14 protein-coding genes are annotated in these 17,972 nt (G+C 54.4%); 7 read left to right on the top strand and 7 right to left on the bottom strand.

Annotation, left to right across the window (positions count from 1 at the left end):
- Positions 1 to 15 precede the first annotated feature (15 nt).
- The 7 genes from yhdP to csrD all read right to left on the bottom strand — a co-directional run bounded on the left by yhdP (position 16) and on the right by csrD (position 10,751).
- Positions 16 to 3,813: an AsmA2 domain-containing protein YhdP gene (gene yhdP / locus L977_RS17840; RefSeq protein WP_047626454.1), complete on the bottom strand. Its 3,798-nt coding sequence runs from the start codon at positions 3,811 to 3,813 to the stop codon at positions 16 to 18.
- Positions 3,814 to 3,855: 42 nt separating this feature from the next.
- Positions 3,856 to 5,325, bottom strand: coding sequence for a ribonuclease G (rng, locus tag L977_RS17835; protein WP_014885432.1), 1,470 nt, complete (start codon positions 5,323 to 5,325; stop codon positions 3,856 to 3,858).
- Positions 5,315 to 5,908 carry a Maf family protein gene (locus L977_RS17830; RefSeq protein ID WP_014885433.1) on the bottom strand — a complete coding sequence of 198 codons (594 nt, stop codon included), beginning with the start codon at positions 5,906 to 5,908 and terminating at the stop codon, positions 5,315 to 5,317. The genes rng and L977_RS17830 overlap by 11 nt, the downstream gene beginning before the upstream one ends.
- Positions 5,909 to 5,918: 10 nt before the next feature.
- Positions 5,919 to 6,407: a rod shape-determining protein MreD gene (mreD, locus tag L977_RS17825; protein ID WP_008502849.1), complete on the bottom strand. Its 489-nt coding sequence runs from the start codon at positions 6,405 to 6,407 to the stop codon at positions 5,919 to 5,921.
- Positions 6,407 to 7,423: a rod shape-determining protein MreC gene (mreC, locus tag L977_RS17820; RefSeq protein ID WP_008502850.1), complete on the bottom strand. Its 1,017-nt coding sequence runs from the start codon at positions 7,421 to 7,423 to the stop codon at positions 6,407 to 6,409. Before mreC ends, mreD begins: the two co-directional genes overlap by 1 nt.
- Before the next feature lie 61 nt (positions 7,424 to 7,484).
- The gene (mreB, locus tag L977_RS17815; RefSeq protein ID WP_000913396.1) at positions 7,485 to 8,528 is read right to left on the bottom strand and encodes a rod shape-determining protein MreB; all 1,044 of its coding nucleotides are present in this window, start codon (positions 8,526 to 8,528) and stop codon (positions 7,485 to 7,487) included.
- Positions 8,529 to 8,810: 282 nt separating this feature from the next.
- Positions 8,811 to 10,751, bottom strand: a complete 1,941-nt coding sequence (csrD, locus tag L977_RS17810; RefSeq protein WP_047626451.1) for an RNase E specificity factor CsrD — start codon at positions 10,749 to 10,751, stop codon at positions 8,811 to 8,813.
- Positions 10,752 to 10,933: 182 nt separating this feature from the next.
- Here csrD and acuI point away from each other — a divergent pair, with 182 nt between their 5' ends.
- The 7 genes from acuI to L977_RS17775 all read left to right on the top strand — a co-directional run.
- Positions 10,934 to 11,908, top strand: a complete 975-nt coding sequence (gene acuI / locus L977_RS17805; protein ID WP_045281397.1) for an acrylyl-CoA reductase (NADPH) — start codon at positions 10,934 to 10,936, stop codon at positions 11,906 to 11,908.
- A gap of 77 nt (positions 11,909 to 11,985) precedes the next feature.
- Positions 11,986 to 12,987: a protein-methionine-sulfoxide reductase catalytic subunit MsrP gene (msrP, locus tag L977_RS17800; protein WP_023331424.1), complete on the top strand. Its 1,002-nt coding sequence runs from the start codon at positions 11,986 to 11,988 to the stop codon at positions 12,985 to 12,987.
- Positions 12,988 to 13,587, top strand: coding sequence for a protein-methionine-sulfoxide reductase heme-binding subunit MsrQ (msrQ, locus tag L977_RS17795; protein ID WP_014885437.1), 600 nt, complete (start codon positions 12,988 to 12,990; stop codon positions 13,585 to 13,587).
- Positions 13,588 to 13,821: 234 nt separating this feature from the next.
- Entirely contained in the window at positions 13,822 to 14,274 is a 453-nt protein-coding gene (aroQ, locus tag L977_RS17790; protein ID WP_023331425.1) for a type II 3-dehydroquinate dehydratase, read from the top strand.
- 21 nt (positions 14,275 to 14,295) lie between these two features.
- Positions 14,296 to 14,757, top strand: a complete 462-nt coding sequence (gene accB, locus L977_RS17785; protein ID WP_010436174.1) for an acetyl-CoA carboxylase biotin carboxyl carrier protein — start codon at positions 14,296 to 14,298, stop codon at positions 14,755 to 14,757.
- A gap of 10 nt (positions 14,758 to 14,767) precedes the next feature.
- Positions 14,768 to 16,117, top strand: coding sequence for an acetyl-CoA carboxylase biotin carboxylase subunit (accC, locus tag L977_RS17780; RefSeq protein ID WP_003860388.1), 1,350 nt, complete (start codon positions 14,768 to 14,770; stop codon positions 16,115 to 16,117).
- Between the two features lie 222 nt (positions 16,118 to 16,339).
- The coding region (locus tag L977_RS17775; protein ID WP_047626448.1) for a M60 family metallopeptidase at positions 16,340 to 17,972 on the top strand (1,633 nt) is incomplete at its 3' end.

The following is a 17,972-nucleotide window of genomic DNA, read 5'->3' as shown; positions in this document are numbered from 1 at the left end:
CCTGCCCACGTCAAATCATTGCTGTGCATCTTTGCGCGGCTGGCGCAGTACCTCGTTAATCTGAGGTTTATCCACCGGACCGGTAATGCGATAGCGCAGAATCGAGACTTTGCTCCACAGCGGGCCCAGCACTTTACTGGCAGCAAATACCGCCGCACCGACTATCGGGTTCACCACAAACGCCGCCGCCACGCCCACGCTCGCGGAAATTTCCGGCGCCACCACGGCTTCCATATCCAGCTCACGGCGTACCAGATTGACTGAGCCTTTCATGGCGATATCCGCTTCCAGGCCGTCTACCAGCGTGTCATCCGTATGCATCACGCCGTCCTTTATCCACGCCGTGCTGCGGATGGAATCGTAGTAGAAACCTTCGCTGAAGGTGTCGCTGAAATCGAAGCGCAGCTTGCGCAGCAGCGCATCAAAACTCAGCAGGCGCAGGATCTGCCCGGCGCGCCCCGTGCTCACATCGGCGATTTCCCCCTTGCCAAAGCGGGTTTTTAAAATACCGTTCAGTGACGCTTCGTCTGGCTTCCACGGCGCGTCTCGCCAGTGAAGATCGTAATTCACGTCAAATGACGATCCCCGCAGCGGCGTAGTGATGCCAAAGAAATTGGTTGCCGCATCCAGTTTGTTGCCTTTAATGTCGCCCTTCAGGGAGGTCCGCTGTTCGCCAGGGTTATTGACCCATTCCCCTGCGGCCGTCATGCGGCCAAAACCGGTATCGACCAAGCCGCCGGAGAGCGTAAGCGTATTCCCCTGGATGGCAAAATCGCCGTCGATACGGCCATATTTTTGCCCCCACAGCCAGCATTCCGCGCAGCGCAACTGGAGATCGGGCCAGCCGCTAAAATCGACGCGGGAGGCTTGACTCAGCGGCGATGTGTTCGCCGGTTGATCTTTACTCGCGGTGGCCGGGTTGTAGTAGAGATAGCGAATCGCTGCCTGCCACGGCGCGTTATTACGCATGGTAAGCGTGCCGTTGATCTCCCGGCCCTGCGCCTCCACTTTGGAGCCATTCGCGGTGGGCTGAGAAACAATGCTAAGGTTGTTCCACTGCTGTCCGCCCAACATCAGCGACGGCGTGCGTACCGTAACGGTTTGCGGGAACTGGGCGGCTTCATCCACGTTTTGTCCAACGCCTTTCTGGAACAGCGCCAGCCACTCCGCGCCATCCATCGGCGGAAGATTGAGCTCAACGCCCGCATGGTCGGGCAGCGGCGGCGTGGTTTTGCTGTCCGTCGTCCAGATAGCCCTGTCGAGGGTGAGTTTGCGATTAAGCAGCCAGCGGCTGTTGAAATGGTTTGTGCTGCCCGCATTTCCGGTCAACGCAAAGCTGTTCAGGTTGCCATCGACGTTGACCTTCACCGGCAGCGATTGTCCGGCCTGTTTATCCAGCGGCGCGGGCAACTGGCTGTGGATGTTTTTCAGGTCACCCGTGATATCGACCTTATACTGCACGCCTGCGTGATAAGGCAGCTCAATAGCCACTTTGCCATTCCAGGCTACCGCGCCATCCACTGACGCCTCAATTGGCTTCGGCAGGACGTCCATACGCGCAGGCTGCCAGTTACCGTCAAGATTGACGGCCACCTGGTAAGCTTTTTCACCCTCAGTGGTTGTGAAGTCAATATTCACCGGCTGATTAAACCAGCTGGCAGTCAGCGGCTCGCTCTTGAGGTTACCATTCACAAAACTGAACTGCCCGCTGAGGTTTTTCAGGGTGCTCTCAAGCGGTTTAATGTAAAGACTGTTGTTCTTCAGACGGACATCACCTTTGGCGGTGGTCATCTCACCGTCAAGCGGGATATCAAGATGTAAGCGAGCATTCACATTGCCATCAAGCTGGAGCTGCTGCAGCGTCGCCGCCAGAGACTCTTTCAGCGGCGTCTCCTCAAAGTACGGCCCCACCGCTTTACCTGGACCGTTAATGTCGGCATCAATAAGCAGCTTCTCTTTTGAGTAGTCCGGGATGTTAGCCGTCAGGTTGCTGGCCGTCACGCCGCCCAGCGCAACGCTGTCAGACTTCATCCATAAGCCGTCATTGAGGAAGTTAAGTTCGATATCCAGGTTTTTCAGCGCAGGCCAGCCAGGCTGGAACGCGAAGGTGGCGTTGTGCAGCGGCACCAGCACCTGGAACTGACCTTCATTATGTTTGTACGGGAAAAGGTGCGGATTACCACCGTAGACCAGTGTGGCATTATCCGCCTGACCGCCCTGAATCGCGCCGCTCAGATAGTCGACCAGCGCTTTCCCCATCAGGTTTTCCGGGAAATAGCGCCAGGCCTGAGAACCATCATCGGTACTGATGCCGGCCAGAATACCCAGCCAGGGCTCATCGCCATCTGGCTGCAGGTAGCGGAAATCGCCGCGTGCATGCACCGCTTTGGCTTTGACGTCGATATGCCTGCCATCAAGCTGGAAGCCCTTATCATTACGGAGCCAGTTCAGCACCGCATTGCCCTGTTCAATTTCCAGCGGCGCACGGAAGACCGTCTCGTAAGGCATTTTGGCGTGGTGCATATCCACCGTCAGCCTGCCGTTTTCCACGCTACCTTCCAGCTTGCCGCTGAAGTGCTCGGCCCCTGGAAGCAGCTTCCACTGCTTCCAGGCAAGATCGTTCCACGAGGCCTGGAAACGGGTTTTCTCTGTGGCCTGAAGCGGGATATCCAGCGCCAGCGCATCAATCTTGCCGCTCGGCTGCGTTGCCAGCCAAATCTCGCCCAGTTCCGGGGAGAGTTTCGCCGCCATCGAGCGCAGGCCTTCGATGGCTGTCAGATCCAGGTTACTGGCGCGGATACGCAGCTCATCGCTGCGTTTACTGGCCGCGCCGCCCACGTCCTGCTCCGGCATCCAGGCCAGCGTCAGCGCACCGCGTGGCCACGGCTTGCCGTCCATCGTGATGCGCGTATCCGGAATAGCAAACTGCCAGCCCTCTTTCTCCTGCGTCACATGCGCGGTGAGGTTATCGACGGAAAGCTGATGCTGCTGATTTTCGCCCTTCCAGCTTGCGCCCCCTTGCTTCAGCCAGATATCGCCGCTGGCGAATTTTCCCTTCGTCAGGGTTAGCCAGCCCTCAAGGCTAAAGCGGGCGGTTTCCAGCTGCATGTTTTGCTGTAACCAGTCGCCGAGCCAGGGCTTCACGTCCACATCGTCGGCCTGCAGCCAGACTTTACCGTTGTTTAACAGGCCGTCATCGTCGCGCAGATCCATACGTACCTGCATCACGCCGTGCTGGCCGTTCAGGCTGGACAGGCTCACCAGTCCTTCCGCGCGGTGTCGGTTCTTGCCGTTAAGCCAGGTTAGCTGTGGGATCGCCAGTTCGGCGCGCTGGCCGGAAAGGGTAATAAAGCTCACTTCGCTGTCGCGCAGATCGAAATGATCGAACTGGCGGAGGAAGAGATCGCTGAAGCGGTTGGCTTCCAGGCCCTGATTATCCTCACCGCCCGTTAGCGGCGTATTGGTCAGAAACTGAAGCTGGTAAAAGGTGAGATCGCGAAACTGCCAGCGCAGATGCAGCAGGCTTTGCCAGACGTCCAGCGCCAGGGTCACGCGTTTGATTTTCAGATGGCCGCCATCTTTCAGGCTGGCATTGATATCCCGGACGTCGAGCGTCGGGCCAAAATTTTGCCAGCTGGCGCTTAGCTGGCTTACGTCCACCGGCACACCAGTGGTGTATTCGATTTTTGCCAGCAGCTGCGGACGCCAGCTGTCGAGATGCGGCAAAACGAGGCGTAGCCCGCTCACGAGCAACGCGACAATCACGACCAGCGTTGCCCCTGTAAGCAATAAAATCCCCGGCAATCGCCTCACGCATCTCTCCTTGTCAGCTTTCGTCACGCAGCGTACTGCGTTTTACATCATCACAACGTCAAACTGCTCCTGGTTATAGAGCGGTTCAATTTGTACTTTTACCTGTTTGCCGACAAAGATTTCCACTTCCGCCAGCGCGTGCGACTCTTCGCCTTTCAACGCTTCCGCCACCGCAGGGGAAGCATAGACCAGAAAACGGTCGGAGTCGTAGGCGTGATGAACTCGGACGATTTCACGCATAATTTCGTAGCAGACGGTCTCAACCGTCTTTACCGTTCCGCGTCCATGGCAGGTTGGGCATTCATTACACAGCACATGCTCAACGCTTTCACGGGTGCGCTTACGCGTCATTTCCACCAGCCCCAGCTGCGAGAAACCGTTAATGCTGGTTTTCACGCGATCCTTACTCAGCGCCTGCTCCAGTGAATGCAGCACGCGGCGGCGGTGATCTTCATTACTCATATCGATGAAGTCGATGATGATAATGCCGCCGAGATTGCGCAGACGCAGCTGGCGGGCAATCGCCTGCGTGGCTTCAATGTTGGTGTTGAAGATGGTGTCATCGAGGTTGCGATGGCCAACAAACGCGCCGGTGTTGATATCGACGGTGGTCATCGCTTCGGTCTGATCGATAATCAGATACCCGCCGGACTTGAGCTCAACCTTACGCTCCAGGGCACGCTGGATCTCGTTTTCGACATCATAGAGATCGAAGATAGGCTGACGCCCGGTGTAGTGCTCCAGCAGGCCCGGCATTTCCGGGATGTATTCAGCGGTAAATTCCAGCAGCGCTTCATACGTCAGGCGAGAGTCCACGCGAATGCGGTCGAGCTGCGCATCGGCAAAGTCACGCAGAACGCGCTGAGCCAGCGCCAGCTCACCGTAAAGCTGGTAGCGGGTCTGGTTGCGTTTTTTACGCTCCATCACTTTGGTCCAGACGCGCTTAAGGTATGCGGCATCGGATGCCAGATCGTCTTCGCTGATCCCTTCCGCGGCGGTGCGGATAATAAACCCGCCCTGTTCATCGCAGTAGGCGCTGACCACTTTCTTCAGACGCTCGCGCTCGCTTTCGCTCTCAATGCGCTGCGAAACGCCGACGTGTGACGCGCCGGGCATAAAGACCAGATAACGGGAGGGTAAGGTGATGTCGGTGGTCAGACGAGCGCCTTTGGTGCCCAGGGGATCTTTCACCACCTGCACCATTAAGTCCTGGCCCTGACGCACCAGTTCGGAAATATCGCGCACGGCAAACTGCTTTTGCTCTTCGCCTGCAACGCACTCGGTGTGCGGCATGATATCGGAGGCATGTAAAAATGCCGCCTTATCCAGACCAATATCTACAAAAGCCGCCTGCATACCCGGCAGTACACGACTGACACGACCTTTGTAGATATTGCCTACTATTCCGCGCCGCGCTTCACGCTCAATATGAATTTCCTGAAGAATGCCACCGTCAATATAGGCCACACGGGTTTCCGATGGCGTTACGTTTACCAACAATTCAGCCGTCATAATTATCCCTTCCCTCACGCAGTGAGTTAAAATTGCTCAGCAACTCATACGTTTCCACCAGCGGTAAGCCGACTACGGCGTGATAGCTGCCATGAATCTTCCTGACAAAACAGCCACCCAGCCCCTGAATACCGTATGCACCTGCTTTATCCATCGGTTCACCGCTGGCAATATAAGCGGCGATCTCGTCGTCGGTAAGTACTCTGAACGTGACATCGGTTACCACCAGACAATCCAGCACGTGCTGGCTATCCGCCAGCGCGACCGCCGTCATTACCTGATGCGTTTGCCCGGACATTTTGCGCAGCATACGCGCCGCATGTTCGGTATCGTGCGGTTTCTCAAGCACTTCACCATTAAGGATAACGATGGTATCTGCTCCCAGCACCGGCAGATCGCGGGGCACTAACGCCACGCCCGCCTGCGCTTTCTCGCGCGCCAGGCGAGAGACGTATTGCTGCGCACTTTCGCCCTCAGCACGTTTTTCTTCAATGCCGGTCACGATGCGTTCAAAAGATACCCCTAACTGGGTCAGGAGTTCCTGACGGCGCGGGGAACCGGAAGCGAGATACAAAGACGTCATAGAAACCTTTTTATTGCACGGCAAACTGCTGGCGAACCTTACGCATCAGCAGGAACAGCCACGGCCAGAGCACACCGTTTACTACACTACTCCAGAACACTTCCGGTCGGAAAGAGACGTTGATCACTAAAAACTCTGCCCAGAAAACAACGATATCCGCAGCAAGCGACAACAACATCACGACCAGGGCCTGTTGCCAGAGCGCGAGGTTACGAAAGAGCTGGAATTTCAGTGCGACGAGGTACGCAATAATGCTCATGGACAGGGCGCGAACGCCCAGCGTAGAGCCACTAATGAGATCCAGTATGGCACCCATAACAAAACCCGTGCCGACATTTACGCGGTGCGGCAGGGCAAGGATCCAGTAAAGTAAAATGAGCAAGACCCAGTTTGGCCGGAAAACGAGAATGTTATCCGGCCAGGGCATAATCTGCAGCAACAGTGCAATGAGGAACGAGAGCCAGATGACCCAGCGTCCCTGGCTACGATAACTTGCCACTACTGCCCTCCCGAAGAGAGTTTAGGCGGTGGCGGCGCATCTGGCAGCGGCTGCGTTAACCCGGTTGCCGGCGCGGGCACTGGCGCAGGTGGCCCCATGGAGTCCGCAGGCGGAAGAACCTGCGGCATCATCTGCATCAGGCGTTCGTTTGCGACACGGTGCACCTCTTCAGGCGTCATCGGATTCGTGCCATTACGATCGGCACCCCAGAGCAGCAGCAGGTAGCGCAGACGCTGTAAACCCGCAGTCGGACGAGCCTGAATGACGGTGTACGCACGTTGAGTATCGAGCTTCACGGAAGAGACCACCGCAACCGGGTAACCCTCAGGGAAGCGTCCACCCAAACCGGAAGTCACCAGGACATCACCGACACGGATGTCCGTGTTCGCAGGCAGGTGCTCCAGCTGCAGATCGTCCGTACAGCCGTTACCGGCCGCAATCACGCGGATATCGTTACGCAGGACCTGGATAGGCAGCGCATGCGTGGCATCGCAAATCAGCAGCACGCGGCTGGTCAGCTTGGCGACGGCAACAACCTGCCCCACTACGCCTTTATCACTGATTACGGGCTGGCCTTCATACACACCGTTCACACTCCCTTTGTCGATCACAACCTGATCGCTGTAAGGATCGTTCACGGTGGAGATCACCTGGGTGACCATCTTCTGCTCATCCTGACGCAGCGGCGAGCCGAGCAGTTCACGCAGACGCGCGTTTTCCTGCTTATATTGCCCCAGCATCAGCAGTTCGCTGTTTTTCAGCAGCAGTTCCTGGCGTAATGCCCGGTTTTCAAGTTCGAGCTGGTCTCGTGAAGACAGCGTTTGAGAAACGGAGTCGAGCAGTTCACGGGGACCATTTGATATAAAGTAGAAAGGACTGACGGCGGTATCCATGTACGTTCTGATCTGGCTGAACGTACCGAGGCGGCTATCGGCAATAATGACGCCAAGCGCAACCAGAACCGCCAGAATAAGGCGAAACTGTAGCGATGGGCCACGGCTAAAAATTGGCTTCATAGGCTATGCGTATTCTCGTGTCAGAGAGAAAGGGTAGCGATTCGCTACCCTTTCACAATGACTACTCTTCGCTGAACAAGTCGCCGCCGTGCATGTCGATCATTTCCAGCGCCTTGCCACCACCACGGGCGACGCAAGTCAGTGGATCTTCTGCAACTACGACAGGAATACCTGTCTCTTCCATTAACAGGCGGTCGAGGTTACGCAGCAGCGCACCACCACCGGTCAGAACCATACCGCGCTCGGAGATATCGGACGCCAGTTCTGGTGGGCACTGTTCCAGCGCAACCATTACCGCGCTCACGATGCCAGTCAGCGGTTCCTGCAGCGCTTCCAGAATTTCGTTGGAGTTCAGGGTAAAGCCGCGTGGCACACCTTCCGCCAGGTTACGACCACGCACTTCGATCTCACGCACTTCATCGCCCGGATAAGCAGAGCCGATTTCGTGTTTGATACGCTCTGCGGTCGCTTCACCGATCAGAGAGCCGTAGTTACGGCGCACGTAATTAATGATGGCTTCATCGAAGCGGTCACCACCGATACGTACGGAGGAGGAGTACACCACACCGTTCAGAGAGATAACGGCCACTTCTGTGGTACCACCACCGATATCCACCACCATTGAACCGGTTGCTTCAGACACAGGCAGACCTGCACCGATTGCCGCCGCCATTGGCTCTTCAATCAGGAACACTTCACGAGCACCCGCACCCTGAGCAGATTCACGGATTGCGCGACGCTCTACCTGGGTTGCGCCAACCGGCACACACACCAGAACACGCGGGCTTGGACGCATGAAGCTGTTGCTGTGAACCTGCTTGATGAAGTGCTGAAGCATTTTTTCAGTCACGAAGAAGTCAGCGATAACGCCGTCTTTCATTGGGCGAATTGCGGCGATGTTGCCAGGGGTACGACCCAGCATCTGCTTCGCGTCATGACCCACTGCGGCGACGCTTTTCGGCGAGCCTGCACGATCCTGACGAATGGCCACAACAGAAGGCTCATTCAATACGATGCCTTGTCCTTTTACGTAAATAAGGGTATTCGCGGTACCCAGGTCAATGGACAGGTCATTGGAAAACATGCCACGAAATTTTTTCAACATACTAAGGGATAATCCTGAAAGCTGGGGCGGAAAACAAAATCCGCTTACTTTACCAACCACACGCAGCAGCGACAAGGCGCAAAAATCATCTGCAACGGTGAAAATTTGTGCAGTACGTTTCCTGATGTTACAAAATTGATCCCTGACTCCCTCAGGGCTGAGTCAACAGCAGCATTCCTTACTGACCTTTGTAACCCGTTAAAGGTCGTTCACTGGCTTTTTGCTCGACATACTCAAAGCTACAGGCGCGATATTCTACGTGAAAACAACGTAAACGGCAGGTCAAACAGAGTATCTTTGCAAATATTTTTTCACGTTGGTGTCAAGCGGTTGAGAGGCGGCAAAAAAATCGCCCTGACCGCCCATGACACCGCGCTCTGTTAACATCTGCCATTCGCCCCTGGAGCGCACGCCCGCGGCAAAGACTTGTGTTCGGGTTCCTTTACACGCTTCAACCAGACTCTGAACCAGCAGCTGGTTTTCCGTGCGCTTTTCAATATTTCTTACCAGCCCCGGATGCAGCTTTAATAGCTCCACATCCAGTTCCTTGATCCAGTCGGTACTGACCAGCGTTAAACCAGCTTGTGTCACCGCCACACGCGCACCGAGCGCGTTGATCAAACGAACCACCGGACGTAACCGGCTGATGTGTTGACCCACATCCGCCTCAGCAAGTTCAAAAATAATGCGTTTGCGTTGCGATTTTTCGCATTGCATTAATGTATCACGCAGCCAGCGCTGAAAACGCGGGCGTATTAACGACTCAACGGTGACCTGTAACGCCAGACTTTCTTCCGGCCAGAAAGATAAAAATGGGATCAGGCGGGAAATTTGCTGGCGGTCATACTCTTCAGACAGCCCAAATTGCAGCACCATTGGCAGATATTCCGCAGAAATAACCTCTTCCGTACCGTCAAAAATACGGCACATCAGTTCGCGATGATGGACATAGCCGTTTTTCATGACCGCCGGTTTTTGATAAATGCGTGGCCCACCGCGGCTCAGCATTTGCTCAATCAACGTACGCCACCGCACGTTTCCACGCCCTTTTTCCGGTAACGAGTCATCGTAAACGGCCCATCCATTCGCCCCCTGCAACACGGCGTTGCGGGTAGCCGATTCCGCATGCTCCATCACCTGCTCCGTCGACTGACCGCCACGCCAGGCGCAGATCCCCATATGCACCATGTCGTCGCGATCGAGCATTTTAGTCTGGGGCAGCGCGTCTACCGCCTTCAGCAGCTGGCTGGCAATACTTTCCGACTCTTTTAGCGTGCGATGCGGCAATAACACGGCAAAGTCGCTGCGGTGATAGCGGGCCAACAGTGCCCCGGGGTAGCGCATGATAAAGGTGGAGAGCAGGTTGATCAGCGTAAAGAGATTTTCTTCCGCGGCCCGCTGCCCCCATGTGTCGCGCAGCAGATCGAAATCGGGCAGGCGAATCATCATCACCACGCCGTGAGTGCCCACTTTTTCCGAATCGTCGAGCAGCGTGGCCAGTTGATTATCAAAGAAAAGGCGGTTGTTAAGGCCGGTTTTATTATCCTGCGCGGCATAAGAGCGGATCAGCGTATCCATACGGCTGCGCTGGTCGCTGGCAAACTGAATTTCTGAGAGCAACGTATCCAGCGCACTGCTGGTGCGTGACGGCCATTCATGAACAGAGCCGCGCACCTGCGGGCCGCGCTCACCGTTCAGGATGCGGACGGAGCGGATTTCCAGCAGTTCCTGCCCTGAGAGCTGGCGGCGCAACCAGCGAACCGCGAGAAAAATGAGCAGAATAATGAATGCAACCGCGATCGTGAGCGGCGCGGTGGTCATCATGGAACGGAAATAGCTGGCCATCGGATCGAGATAGACCATGTGAATGGTCATACCCGGGTTTTTAAGGGAGTGCACCGTTACTTCCCGGTACTGACTCACTACGCCCGCAGGGCGATAACTTCCCTGCCGTTCATGGCTTAAAACCTGATGCTTTCCCTGCTGAATATCGATCCGAATAATATCAACCGGCACCATCAACTCATCCAGTTCCCGGGAGAGCGACGGGAGTGGCGTGGTCAGCAGACGCGTATCAATGACCGATGCAACAGACTGCACCCGGTTGACCAGTTTGTCCTGAATGGCGTTATAAAAGCTCAAAGAGCAACCCAGAAGCGTGACAAAGATGGTCAGCCCCGTTAGCAAGGTGATAAAAGCCGAGAACTTCGTCGTTAATCGCATCCTTGAGATTACTCCGTGGGTTGAGGGGGTAGCGAGTAAGCGCTAACTTGCATTTCAAATGCGGCATACTACCAAATCGGGCGTATCTGGCAATTTATTGCGTTAAATCGGCATTGAATTACCCTGAGCGAGTATAGTCTTCAGAAATTATTTTCCAATCATCTGAGTCGTGAGGACCCCGTATGCAGGCTTTGATCTTAGAACAGCAGGACGGCAAAACGCTTGCCTCAGTACAGGCCGTAGAAGAGAGCCGTCTGCCGGAAGGCGACGTCACCGTCGACATCGACTGGTCCAGTTTAAATTACAAAGATGCGCTGGCGATCACCGGTAAGGGTAAAATCATCCGAAATTTCCCTATGGTGCCGGGTATTGATTTTGCTGGCCGGGTCCACAGCAGCGAAGACCCTCGCTTCCATGCGGGCCAGCACGTGCTGCTCACCGGCTGGGGTGTGGGTGAAAATCACTGGGGCGGGCTGGCAACACAGGCGCGCGTAAAAGGCGACTGGCTGGTGCCGATGCCGAAAGGCATGGATGGTCGCAAAGCGATGATCATCGGCACCGCAGGCTTTACCGCCATGCTGTGCGTGATGGCGCTGGAAGAGGCGGGGGTTCACCCTGAGTCGGGTGACATTGTCGTGACCGGCGCCAGCGGTGGCGTGGGGAGCACGGCGGTAACGTTGCTGCACAAACTGGGTTACCAGGTCACGGCGGTTTCCGGCCGGGAAAGTACGCATGATTATCTTCGCCAGCTCGGTGCCAGCCGCATTCTTGGCCGCGATGAATTCGCCGAAACCCGTCCACTGGAAAAACAGGTCTGGGCGGGCGCGGTAGATACCGTCGGCGATAAAGTGCTGGCGAAGGTCCTGGCGCAGATGAACTACGGCGGCTGCGTGGCAGCCTGCGGTCTGGCGGGCGGCTTTGCCCTGCCAACTACCGTCATGCCGTTTATTTTGCGTAACGTTCGCCTGCAGGGCGTGGACTCCGTGATGACGCCAGCGGCTCGCCGCACGGAGGCCTGGGAACGTCTGGTACGCGATCTGCCGGAATCGTTCTTTACCCAGAGCGCAACGGAGATAAGTCTCAGCCAGGCGCCAGACTATGCCAGTAAAATCATGGATAACCAGTTCCACGGTCGCGCGCTGGTGAAAATCGCCTAATCTTCAAATTTTCGTGACATATTCGCGTGAAGCGCTCTCCTCCGTCATGCTTAGAAAAACGCATGACGGAGGATGCCATGAAAAACCGAAAACTGACGGAAGCCGACGTAACGTCCGAGTCTGTCTTTATGTTACAGCGCCGCCAGATCCTGAAAATGCTTGGCATCAGCGCCACTGCACTGACGCTCTCCCCTGCGGCACATGCCGACCTGCTCGACTGGTTTAAAGGTAACGATCGCCCTAAGGCACCTTCCGGCGCCCCGCTTACGTTTACGAAACCCGCCGAGTGGCAAAACAAACTGACGCTCACCCCTGAAGACAAAGTCACCGGCTACAACAACTTTTACGAATTTGGTCTGGATAAAGCCGATCCTGCCGCCAATGCAGGCAGCATGAAAACCGATCCGTGGACGTTGAAAATTGACGGCGAGGTGGCAAAACCCCTGACGCTGGACCACCACGATCTGACCACCCGCTTCCCGCTCGAAGAGCGCATCTATCGCATGCGCTGCGTGGAAGCCTGGTCGATGGTGGTACCCTGGGTCGGCTTCCCGCTGCATAAGCTGCTGGCGTTGGTTGAGCCCACCAGCAATGCAAAATATGTCGCCTTCCAGACGCGCTACGCTCCGGACGAGATGCCGGGCCAGAAAGATCGGTTTATCGGCGGTGGACTGGACTATCCGTACGTTGAAGGGCTACGCCTCGACGAAGCCATGCATCCCCTTACCCTGCTGACCGTTGGCGTATACGGCAAGGCGCTTCCTCCTCAAAACGGCGCCCCCATTCGGTTAACCGTACCGTGGAAATACGGCTTCAAAGGAATTAAGTCTATCGTCAGCATTAAGCTGACTCGCGAGCGTCCGCCAACGACCTGGAACCTGGCAGCACCGGGTGAATACGGTTTCTTCGCGAATGTGAATCCTCATGTGGATCATCCCCGCTGGTCGCAGGCGACTGAGCGCTTTATTGGCGCGGGTGGTGCGCTGGACGTTAAGCGTCAGCCCACGCTGTTGTTTAACGGGTATGCGGATGAAGTGGCTTCGCTTTACCGTGGCCTTAATTTACGGGAGAACTTCTGAGTGCGTTTAACGGCAAAGCAGATTACCTGGCTGAAAGTGCTGCTGCATTTAGCCGGAATACTTCCTTTTATCTGGTTGTTCTGGGCCGCCAGTCAGGGCCTCTTTAGCGCCGATCCGGCAAAGGATATCCAGCATTTTACGGGTCGGATGGCTCTGAAATTTTTACTGGCAACCTTGCTCGTCTCGCCGCTGGCGCGCTACGCTAAACAGCCATTATTGATACGTACCCGTCGGCTTTTGGGGCTATGGTGTTTTGCCTGGGCGACGCTGCACCTTACCAGCTACGCCCTGCTGGAACTGGGAATTAACAATCTGACACTGCTTGGCCGAGAGCTGGTGACACGCCCTTATCTGACGCTGGGTATCGTAAGCTGGCTGGTTTTACTGGCGTTAGCGCTGACGTCCACGCAATATGCGCAGCGAAAGCTGGGCAGACGCTGGCAGTTACTGCACAACTTCGTCTATCTTGTCGCGATCCTCGCCCCCATTCATTATCTGTGGTCGGTGAAGATCCTCTCCCCGCAGCCAGTCCTGTATGCGCTGGCGGCAGTGGCGCTTTTAGCATGGCGTTACAAGAAGTTCCGCCAGTGGTTGCGATAGTTCGCGAAACTGTGCGTTTTCCCGCAGATTGCCCCTCAACCGCAAATCTTTTTTGGATTGCGGTTGATAATCTTCCCTGATAAGACCAGTATTTAGCTGCCAAATGCTACGAAATCGTTATAATGTGCGACCTTGGTTCGCCTGACAGTGGTTTTTGGCCTCTGAAAAGGTGACATTTGCGCTTCGACGGTATATTTTGTTTTTTACCCGAAAATCGCAGGAGATAGCGGCATAATGACTGACAAGTTCCATATCTTAGTATTGAACGGACCGAACCTGAACATGCTCGGAACCCGTGAGCCAGAGAAGTACGGCACGCTAACATTGAGCGAAATTGTTAACCGTCTGAGCACGGAAGCAGCGTCGCTGAATGTGGATTTGGATCATTTTCAGTCAAACGCGGAGTACGCAATCATCGACCGTATTCATCAGGCTAAAGACAATGTGGACTATATCCTGATCAATCCGGCCGCGTTTACGCACACCAGTGTTGCTATCCGCGACGCACTGCTCGCGGTGAGTATCCCGTTTATCGAGATCCACCTGAGTAACGTGCACGCCCGAGAGCCGTTCCGCCACCATTCGTATCTGTCGGATATCGCTACTGGCGTTATCTGCGGACTGGGCGCTGACGGTTATTCATACGCTTTACAGACAGCGGTAAAACGCTTGTCACAATCACACTAAACAAGAGTACGGAACCCACTCATGGATATTCGTAAGATTAAAAAACTGATCGAGCTGGTTGAAGAATCAGGCATCTCCGAACTGGAAATTTCTGAAGGCGAAGAGTCTGTACGCATCAGCCGTGCAGCCCCAGCCGCTAGCTTCCCGGTAATGCAGCAGGCTTACGCTGCGCCAGTGCAGCAGCCTGCGCTCTCCGCAGCCGTTGCACCAGCAGCTGAAGCCGCACCTGCCGCTGCAGCAGAAATCAGTGGTCACATCGTACGTTCCCCAATGGTTGGTACTTTCTACCGCACCCCGAGCCCGGACGCGAAGGCGTTCATCGAAGTGGGTCAGAAAGTCAACGTAGGCGATACCCTGTGCATCGTTGAAGCGATGAAAATGATGAACCAGATCGAAGCAGACAAATCAGGTACTGTGAAAGCGATTCTGGTCGAAAGTGGTCAGCCGGTTGAATTTGACGAGCCGCTGGTCGTCATCGAGTAACGAGGCGAACATGCTGGATAAAATTGTTATCGCCAACCGCGGCGAGATTGCACTGCGTATTCTTCGTGCCTGTAAAGAACTGGGCATCAAGACCGTCGCGGTGCACTCAAGTGCGGATCGCGATTTAAAACACGTATTGCTGGCGGATGAGACGGTCTGTATTGGCCCGGCTCCGTCCGTAAAAAGCTATCTGAACATCCCGGCTATCATCAGCGCCGCTGAAATCACCGGCGCGGTGGCAATTCATCCGGGTTATGGCTTCCTCTCTGAGAACGCCAACTTTGCTGAGCAGGTTGAACGCTCTGGCTTTATCTTCATCGGCCCGAAAGCCGACACTATCCGCCTGATGGGCGACAAAGTGTCTGCGATCACCGCGATGAAAAAAGCCGGTGTGCCAACCGTACCAGGCTCTGACGGCCCTCTGACCGACGACATGGATGCTAACCGTGCTCATGCTAAACGCATTGGCTACCCGGTTATCATCAAGGCGTCCGGCGGTGGCGGCGGTCGCGGTATGCGCGTAGTACGCAGCGATGCTGAACTGGCGCAGTCCATCTCCATGACCAAAGCGGAAGCGAAAGCGGCTTTCAGCAATGACATGGTGTACATGGAAAAATACCTGGAAAACCCACGCCACATCGAAATTCAGGTGTTGGCTGACGGTCAGGGTAACGCGATCTATCTGGCAGAACGTGACTGCTCCATGCAGCGTCGTCACCAGAAAGTCGTCGAAGAAGCACCTGCGCCGGGCATTACCCCGGAACTGCGTCGCTACATCGGTGAGCGTTGCGCCAAGGCGTGTGTCGATATCGGCTATCGCGGGGCGGGTACTTTTGAGTTCCTGTTCGAAAACGGCGAGTTCTACTTCATCGAGATGAACACCCGTATTCAGGTTGAACACCCGGTTACCGAAATGATCACCGGCGTTGACCTGATCAAAGAACAGCTGCGTATCGCTGCGGGTCAGCCGTTGTCCATCAAGCAGGAAGAAGTCGTGGTGAAAGGCCATGCGGTTGAATGCCGTATCAACGCCGAAGACCCGAACACCTTCCTGCCAAGCCCGGGTAAAATCACGCGTTTCCACGCGCCGGGAGGCTTTGGTGTGCGTTGGGAGTCTCATATCTACGCCGGTTACACCGTACCGCCGTACTATGACTCAATGATCGGTAAGCTCATCTGCTACGGCGAAAACCGTGACGTGGCGATTGCCCGCATGAAGAACGCCCTGCAGGAGTTGATCATCGACGGTATTAAAACCAACGTTGATCTCCAGATGCGCATCATGAGCGACGAGCACTTCCAGAATGGTGGAACTAACATCCACTATCTTGAGAAGAAACTCGGCCTCAACGAGAAGTAATCTAAAAACACGCCTGTTTATCAGGCGTGTTTATTTTTTGCGTCCTTGTTTCTCACCCCAAACTATTTACCGTCACTATATGTCCAACCCAACCTAGAAATATTCAATATCATCATTTTTTCTACATTTACTTTTCATCATTCCTCGGTTCTTAACGATATTACAGCGTGATGTAATGAGTCCGTTTTTCTTAATATTTTCTCGATAACGGACATATCTTTTATGAATATACTGAAGAGTGGCATACAGAAAAAATGTGTTGCTGCTGCGCTGTTATGTGCATCGGTAACGTCTTTGCCTTTATACGCTGAAACCACGGCCAACTGGTGGGAAAGATGGCAGGATAACCAGGCCTTCAATGAAGCTCTGGATGAACTCGGTATGAGTTATCAACTGTTATCTGAAGATCCACAAAAAACCCTCACCCGTTCAGCCGACCCGACTGATGTTCTCTACTGGCAAAAGCGCACCATGCAAATTTATGGTGATGCTGACAAAGACATTTATTATATTCCAGCCATTGAAGATCATGATGAAGCTCGTGCCAGAACAGGCTTCACAGGTCGCAATCCCTATTTTAATACCTATTATTATGGTGAAGAGGGTGATACGTTCACATTGACCACCTCTTCCCAACCCGATGATGTGGTCTGCTACGCAGGACTGGAAAATCAATACAGCGGTACAATCACCACTAAATATCAGGTGCAGTTAAATGCCAATCACTCAACGCAATATACTCTGAGTGAAAATGGATTAATGCTGCTGGCCTGCTGGGATAAAAGTGGTACCTATAGCCATATGAACACACTCGTTCGTGTGGATGTCACATCGACGACCGCGAAAAAACACCCGCTATTTGTTTTCGGACTTAACACAAAAGAAGAGTGGAAGGCCCTGAGCCAGCAGAGTACACCGACCGGGCAAACGCTGCTGTTTGACGGGCGCTCTCGGTATGTCGTGAATAATTCCACCGCTAAAGCGTCACTGAATACCAATGTGCTGCAAATGCTGCGCGAACAATTAAGCTACGTCATGGACTATGATAGGGTTAACGGGCTTGATGGGTCATCGTATTTACATCAGCCTCTGCGTGGTTTGAATTTCGGTATTTTTAACAGCTGCTGCTGGTCTCAGGGAGGAGCCGGACGTATTGGGATCGGCTTTGGCAACAGCTTACCAACCGAAACCAGCTGGGGCCATTGGCATGAATATGGCCACCAAAATCAGATGACCTGGGCATGGGACGGGTTAACGGAAGTGACAAATAATATTATGTCCGTTTCAGCCTGCCGTGTGTTACGCGGAGAAGTCACGGATAAATCCTGTCACGAAAATCTGTATTACAACAATTTCTCCTGGGATCAGCAGGCCGTCGGTTCTTTCCTGAATTCTGGCGAAACACATCAGTTTGATACTGACAATGACGTCTTCCGTAAATTAATGATGTTTACCCAGCTGAAAACATCGTGGCCCGATCTCTTCGCTTATATTGGCAAAACCTACCGCGAAACCTATAACGAGGGTAAAGGCAAATCTCTGGTTGCAACCAATCAACAAAAAATTGATTTCTTTGTGGTCAATGCCAGCAAAGCAGCGGGGCATGATTTACGTGAATTCTTTACACGTTGGGGTTTAGGCTATTCCGCTGATGCTGACTCACAAATTGCTGCCCTGAAATTACCTCAGCCGAACAAAGTGACAAAAACCTTTACCAGTAGCCTGAACGGCTCTTCCCCGATTACGATTGAAGTTCCGGCTGAAGATAACACTGTGAATATTGCTTTTGTGACCAACACACCTAAGGCTGGCCCTACCTCTCTGGTCTGGGTTGAGGATGGTGAAACGCCACTGT

Source organism: Enterobacter sp. ZOR0014, assembly GCF_000798855.1.
In the GTDB taxonomy this organism is placed as follows: Bacteria; Pseudomonadota; Gammaproteobacteria; order Enterobacterales; family Enterobacteriaceae; genus Enterobacter; species Enterobacter kobei.
Note: the sequence above shows the minus strand (reverse complement) of the source record. Positions and strands in the feature narration are given on the sequence as shown.

What these genes read in the sequence shown, in the direction of transcription:
- rng (WP_014885432.1), bottom strand. Translation starts at nt 5,325, where the DNA reads ATGACGGCTGAATTGTTGGTAAACGTAACGCCATCGGAAACCCGTGTG.
- L977_RS17830 (WP_014885433.1), bottom strand. Translation starts at nt 5,908, where the DNA reads ATGACGTCTTTGTATCTCGCTTCCGGTTCCCCGCGCCGTCAGGAACTC.
- mreC (WP_008502850.1), bottom strand. Translation starts at nt 7,423, where the DNA reads ATGAAGCCAATTTTTAGCCGTGGCCCATCGCTACAGTTTCGCCTTATT.
- mreB (WP_000913396.1), bottom strand. Translation starts at nt 8,528, where the DNA reads ATGTTGAAAAAATTTCGTGGCATGTTTTCCAATGACCTGTCCATTGAC.
- csrD (WP_047626451.1), bottom strand. Translation starts at nt 10,751, where the DNA reads ATGCGATTAACGACGAAGTTCTCGGCTTTTATCACCTTGCTAACGGGG.
- acuI (WP_045281397.1), top strand. Translation starts at nt 10,934, where the DNA reads ATGCAGGCTTTGATCTTAGAACAGCAGGACGGCAAAACGCTTGCCTCA.
- msrP (WP_023331424.1), top strand. Translation starts at nt 11,986, where the DNA reads ATGAAAAACCGAAAACTGACGGAAGCCGACGTAACGTCCGAGTCTGTC.
- aroQ (WP_023331425.1), top strand. Translation starts at nt 13,822, where the DNA reads ATGACTGACAAGTTCCATATCTTAGTATTGAACGGACCGAACCTGAAC.
- accB (WP_010436174.1), top strand. Translation starts at nt 14,296, where the DNA reads ATGGATATTCGTAAGATTAAAAAACTGATCGAGCTGGTTGAAGAATCA.
- accC (WP_003860388.1), top strand. Translation starts at nt 14,768, where the DNA reads ATGCTGGATAAAATTGTTATCGCCAACCGCGGCGAGATTGCACTGCGT.